At 67.7% G+C, this 3,307-nt stretch carries 4 protein-coding genes and 1 pseudogene; all 5 read left to right on the top strand.

Annotated elements, in window-relative coordinates:
* The coding region (locus tag Mlute_RS14595; RefSeq protein ID WP_147371124.1) for a NosD domain-containing protein at nucleotides 1–1,174 on the top strand (1,174 nt) is incomplete at its 5' end.
* Nucleotides 1,159–1,797 (top strand): ATP-binding cassette domain-containing protein, encoded by a 639-nt coding sequence (locus Mlute_RS14590; protein WP_119361269.1) that lies wholly within the window; start codon nucleotides 1,159–1,161, stop codon nucleotides 1,795–1,797. The genes Mlute_RS14595 and Mlute_RS14590, both read left to right, overlap by 16 nt.
* Nucleotides 1,778–2,440, top strand: a complete 663-nt coding sequence (locus Mlute_RS14585; protein ID WP_182482592.1) for a nitrous oxide reductase accessory protein NosL — start codon at nucleotides 1,778–1,780, stop codon at nucleotides 2,438–2,440. Before Mlute_RS14590 ends, Mlute_RS14585 begins: the two co-directional genes overlap by 20 nt.
* Before the next feature lie 54 nt (nucleotides 2,441–2,494).
* Nucleotides 2,495–2,998, top strand: a complete 504-nt coding sequence (locus tag Mlute_RS14580) for a nitrous oxide reductase accessory protein NosL (RefSeq protein WP_119361267.1) — start codon at nucleotides 2,495–2,497, stop codon at nucleotides 2,996–2,998.
* Nucleotides 2,995–3,307, top strand: a pseudogene (locus Mlute_RS14575) (hypothetical protein); the annotation flags it as partial. The gene Mlute_RS14580 and the pseudogene Mlute_RS14575, both read left to right, overlap by 4 nt.

Genomic DNA, 3,307 nt, shown 5'->3' with positions numbered 1-3,307 from the left:
TCCAAGGGCCTGGGTACACCCCGGCCAGACCGTGGTGCTGGAGGCCGGGGTGTACCCAGGCCCTTGGACGATTACCAGCCCAGGGGTGCGCCTTGTGGCCCGCCCCGGCGCGGTGCTGGATGGGGGGAGGCGGGGCACCGCGCTCACCCTTAGGGCACCAGGGATTGTGGTGGAGGGCCTCGAGGTGCAAAACGTGGGCCCGCGGGACGACTTCTACGAACCCGATGCGGCCGTGGCGCTCTACCAGTGCGAGGGCTGTGTGGTGCGGGGCCTGCGGGCCCTAGGGGTCACGGGTGGCATACGGGTCGAGAAGTCCAACCGAGCGGTGGTGGAAAACTGCGATTTGGTGGGCACCCAGGCGGCCCCCGGCCTGCAAACCTACCGCAGCGATGGGGTGGTGCTGCGGGGCAACCGGATTGAAGGCTTCCTGGACAACCTGTACGTGGAGTACGGCGAGCGGGTGGTGGTGGAGGACAACCAGGTAACGGAGGCGTTGCGCTATGGACTGCACCTGATGTTCACCTACCAGGCCCGGGTTCAAGGCAACCACAGCCAGGGCAACCGGGTGGGCTCGGCCCTCATGCACGGGGCCGAAAACCGGGTGGAAGGGAACACCTTCGCCCAGGAGGTAGGGCCTCTGCGCTACGGGCTTTTGCTGCAAGAGGAGTGGAAGGCCGTGCTTCAGGACAACCGTTTCGTGGGGAGCACCATCGGGCTTTTGTCGCTGGACTCGAGGGAGACCCTGCTCCTCGGCAACCGCTTTGAGGGAAACGGCACCGCCCTCCTCTTCGCCCGCGACACCGACCAGAACACCCTCAAGGCCACCGCCAATACCTTTGTGGCCAACCTTCAGGACGTGGCGGTGGACGACCCCCGGGCCAGGGTGGTGCTCCGGGGCAACGCCTTTGACCGGGCCACCCCGCTACCGGTGCCGCATCTGCCCAGCAGCAGCTTCGCCCTCCTGAGCGCCCGCCAGCCCGACCTGAGCCTCTTAGCCCTCTCGCCGGGCGTGTTGCTCTGGGAGGCCGCCGAGGCCCGGGTGCCGGGGCTGCGCCTGCTGGCCCTGGCCGACCCGGAAGCCCGGCCTGCCTCGCCACCGGCCACCCCTATCGCCCCCGGCCTACTGGGGCTGGCCCTTTTGAGCCTGTTGGGAGGCCTATGGTTGAGGTGGTAAACCTGCACAAAAAGGGGCGGCTCTCGGGGGTCAACCTCCGGCTGGCCTCGGGCAGCCTGGCCCTCTTGGGCCCCAACGGGGCCGGCAAAAGTACCCTCCTGGGCCTGCTGGCCGGGCGGCTTAGAGCCGATGGCGGGGTGATGTGGCTCTTCGGGCACCACCCCCAAAGCCTGGAAGCGGCCCGCACACGGGCCTACATCCCCCAGCACCTGGGCTTTCCCCCCACCTTACGGGTGGAAGAGATTCTGGAAGCGGCCCGCCGGCTCAAAGGGGCAAGCCCCCAGGACAAGGCCGAGGCCACCCGGCGCATGGGCCTGGAGGCCCACCTGAAGCGCCCGGTGGCCCAGCTCTCGGGGGGCTGGCGGCAGCGGCTGGCCCTGGCCGCCGGCCTGATGGGCTACCCCCCCCTATGGCTCTTGGACGAGCCGGCCTCGGCGCTGGATACCGAGGGTCTGGAGCGTTTACAAGACTGGATGGCCGCCCACCTCGCCATGGGCGGACTGGCGATTTTGTCGGCCCACCGACAGGAAGAAATCTCGTGCCTGGCCGAGCGCTACGTGCGCTTAGAAGACGGCCAGGTAGTTGAACAAGGCAGCGTGAACTATGCACAAGAACCGTCGTGAAGTGATCAAGATGCTTTCGGCTTTAGGCGCTTCGGCCGCGCTCTCGCAGGCCCTGGCCCAGCACATGCACCCGCCGATGCAGCCCATGGCGCCGGCCAACCTCGAGACCATTCCCGCCAAGGCCATCCCCTGGGAGGGGGGCACCTGCGCCTTCTGCGGGATGCCGCTCAAGACCCCCGCGCCGGGGGCCTGGATGGGCCGCACCTTTACTCCGGGCTTCTTCGAGCAGACCTACAGCCAGATTGCCCTCAAAGAACCGCAAAAGGGGATGGAGGCCATCCACTTTGAGTCCATCGCCTGCATGGTCAACTACGCCTGGGTCTACGGCCTGCGCGACGGGGTGGACACCACCTTCTACGTGGCCGACCGGGGGCTTTACGACCCCGCTAAAGGCCCCGAGGCCGTGCGGCTGCTGCCTGCCCGCCAGGCCGTCTACCTGTGGGGCGAGAAGCGCGGCTGGGTGGTGATGGACGCCAAGATTGCGGCCTTCAAAAACGCCGATGCAGCCATGGCCTTTGCCCGCACCATCCCCGACCTGGGCCGCACCCGCGTGCTGGACTGGCAGACTTTGCTGGACCTGGCCCCCCTGCCGGAGATGAACCTGGTGAGCCTGCTGGCCAAGCACGCCGGACTGATCAAGTAAAAATACCCTTGGGCCGGGGGTGGATGCACGCCCTCGGCCCCCCAAGCAACCCCCATGAAGCGACGTACCCTCATCAAAGGACTGCTGGCCCTGCCCCTGGGCCCCGGCGTGCTGCAACCCGCGCTGGCGGCGGCCCGGCCCCTGCGGGTGGGGGTGGATGCCTGCCCCTACTGCAACATGACCATCCTGGACGCCCGCTACGCCGCGCAGATGGTCACCGCCACCGGCAAGGTGTACCCCTACGACGACGTGGGCTGCTTGCTCGACCATCTGCTGGGCTACGGTGGCCCCAGAGCCACCCCCAAAGAACTCTATGTGGCCGACTTTGCTACCTCCGAGCGCAGGGAAGCCCGATTTTTGGAGGTAGAACAGGCCCACTTCCTCTTCAATGAGCGCATCCGCACCCCCATGGGGGTGGGGCTGCTGGCCTTTGGCAGCGCCGCCGCCCTAGAGGCCTACCTGAAAGAAAGGCCCCAGCATGCTGGCGAAAGGCTGCGCTGGAACGAACTCCTCTCCCGTGGGCGTAAGCGGCCCTGGGTGCCGGGCTACGGACGATGAACGCCCTCTTGCCCCTGTATACCAAGGCCCTCCTGCGCAATCCCTGGGCCTTTGCGCCGGTGGGCTTGCTACCCCTACTGGCCCTGGCCTTCCAAGGTCGGGGCGAAGCGGTGGCGGTGGTCTCGCTCTTTGCTTCGCTGGCGCTCTTGCTGCCCCCCTTTGTGCTGGCCCTGACGCTACCCTTGCTCACCCCCCGCGAGGACTGGGCCTTCTGGGCTGGCATGCCCCAAAGCCCGGCCCGGCTTTATCTTGCGGGGGTGCTGGGGGTAGGGCTGGGCCTGAGCCTGCCCGTTCTGAGCGGGCTGGCGC

This window comes from Meiothermus luteus (assembly GCF_003574085.1).
Classification (GTDB): domain Bacteria; phylum Deinococcota; class Deinococci; order Deinococcales; family Thermaceae; genus Meiothermus; species Meiothermus luteus.
Note: the sequence above shows the minus strand (reverse complement) of the source record. Positions and strands in the feature narration are given on the sequence as shown.

Coding starts and splice junctions, on each gene's coding strand:
- Mlute_RS14590 (WP_119361269.1), top strand. CDS start 1,159: ATGGTTGAGGTGGTAAACCTGCACAAAAAGGGGCGGCTCTCGGGGGTC.
- Mlute_RS14585 (WP_182482592.1), top strand. CDS start 1,778: ATGCACAAGAACCGTCGTGAAGTGATCAAGATGCTTTCGGCTTTAGGC.
- Mlute_RS14580 (WP_119361267.1), top strand. CDS start 2,495: ATGAAGCGACGTACCCTCATCAAAGGACTGCTGGCCCTGCCCCTGGGC.